This is a genomic window from Parafrankia sp. FMc2 (assembly GCF_041008525.1).
Taxonomy (GTDB): Bacteria; Actinomycetota; Actinomycetes; order Frankiales; family Frankiaceae; genus Parafrankia.
Map to the genome: position 1 here is coordinate 1 of NZ_JBFLUG010000354.1, position 1,882 is coordinate 1,882.

Below are 1,882 nucleotides of genomic sequence, written 5' to 3' on the forward strand. Positions count from 1 at the left end.
GCGGGGCCTGGCCACTCGCTACGACAAGACCCCCGAAAGCTACGCCGCGGGACTCCACCTACGCGGGTCCGTTCTCTGGCTCCGCAGCCTCCCAACCCGATGATCCGAACCCAGAACAGGCCCTAGGCCCAGAGCTCGGGTCGGTGTCACCAAGCGCCAAGTAGCTCTGGGTGACGAGCTACGACAGATAGTCGACGGCGGCCAAGGCGGAGATTTGTCGGAGTGCGATGTACCGGCCAGCATTCAGCTGAGGTAGTCGCTTCGGGGTTGCAGGGCTCGGTACACCGTCGACCGCCCAATCCCCAACCTCGCAGCGATCGCACTCACCGACTCCCCGCGGGCCCGCCGCGCCTGCACCACGGCGAGGGTGTCCTCATCGACCCGTACCGGCCGCCCCCCGCGCCGACCGGCGGCTTCGGCGGCGCGTAGCCCGTCCAACGTGCGTTCGCGGATGAGTTCGCGTTCCATCTCGGCGGCCATGGCGGCGACCATGAACAGCATCTTGTCGGCGATGGTCGCGCCGTTCGGTCGGTGCAGGCCGGCGCAGATGCCGGTGAGGATGTGGAGGTTGATCCCGCGGGCGTGCAGCTCGTCCTCGAGGAGCACCAGGAGCTCCTTCATGGACCGGGCGACCCGGTCCGGCTTGTAGATCACCAGCGTGTCCCCGGCCCGTAGCAGTTCCAGCGCCCGCCGCAGCTGCGGCCGCTCGCCCCGCGTGCTCGCGGTCTCCACGATGACCTCGCGGCAGTGGGCGCGGGCGAGGGCGTCGAGCTGGGCCTGGTGGTCCTGCGTCCGGGTGGAGACCCGGGCGTACCCGATCCGGACGCTGTTGTCGTAGCCCGCCTGGCCGGTCCTGGTTTCGTCCACGGCTGGATCGTCCCGTAAAGGGTCCCGAAACTGCCCGTGCGACACGGGGTTTCGGGACTAGTTTTCGGGACGGTTTCCGGCCTGTTCTGGGTCCTCCGGAGCTTGATCGTCGTGCGTCCCGTTATTGACCGTTTCCGGGACGCCACCAGCCAGCCCTTGCCACCTACCCGAGGGAGGGCTGCTCGTCGATCCAGCTGACAAGCTGTTCAGCCTGCCGGGTGTTGGGGTGGTCGTCGCCGAGGACCCGCCGCATGCGGGCGAGGGTGTCCTCGGCCAGCTCTCGGGCGGCCTGGTGCTCCCCCAGCTCGGACAGCCGGATGGCGAGGTTGCTCGCCGAGGTCAGGGTGCTGGGGTGGTCGTCGCCGAGGATCCGCCGCCGGCGGGCGAGGGTGTCCTCGTCCAGCTCTCGGGCGGCCTGGTGCTCCCCCAGCGCGGCCAGCCGGTTGGCGAGGTTGTTCGCCGAGGTCAGGGTGCTGGGGTGGTCGTCGCCGAGGATCCGCCGCCGGCGGGCGAGGGTGTCCTCGTCCAGCTCTCGGGCGGCCTGGTGCTCCCCCAGCGCGCTGAGATTGGTGGCGAGGTTGCTCGCCGAGGTCAGGGTGTCGGGGTGGTCGTCGCCGAGGATCCGCCGCCGGCGGGCGAGGGTGTCCTCGTCCAGCTCTCGGGCGGCCTGGTGCTCCCCCAGCGTGGACAGCCGGGCGGCGAGGTTGCTCGCCGAGGCCAGGGTGTTGGGGTGGTCGTCGCCGAGGATCCGCCGCCGGCGGGCGAGGGTGTCCTCGTCCAGCTCTCGGGCGGCCTGGTGGTGTCCGAGAGCGCTGTGGGTGATGGCGAGGGTGTGGGCGGTGTTCAGGGTGGTGGGGTGGTCGGGGCCGTGGTGGTGGTCGGTGTCGTGGTGCAGGCGTAGGGCGAGGGTGTGGGCGGCGGTGTAGTCCCCGCGGGCGTAGAGCTGGTAGCAGAACTGGTCGGTGGTGGTGCGGAGGTGGTGGGGGTCTGTCTAGTATACAGCTCTTCGAGGTCA

Annotated in this window: 2 protein-coding genes; both read right to left on the minus strand. The window is 70.4% G+C overall.

What is annotated here, in order from left to right:
• Nucleotides 1–243 precede the first annotated feature (243 nt).
• Nucleotides 244–867: a recombinase family protein gene (locus AB1460_RS37155; protein WP_368967220.1), complete on the minus strand. Its 624-nt coding sequence runs from the start codon at nt 865–867 to the stop codon at nt 244–246.
• Nucleotides 868–1,030: 163 nt separating this feature from the next.
• Nucleotides 1,031–1,762 carry a tetratricopeptide repeat protein gene (locus tag AB1460_RS37160; protein WP_368967222.1) on the minus strand — a complete coding sequence of 244 codons (732 nt, stop codon included), beginning with the start codon at nt 1,760–1,762 and terminating at the stop codon, nt 1,031–1,033.
• Nucleotides 1,763–1,882 lie beyond the last annotated feature (120 nt).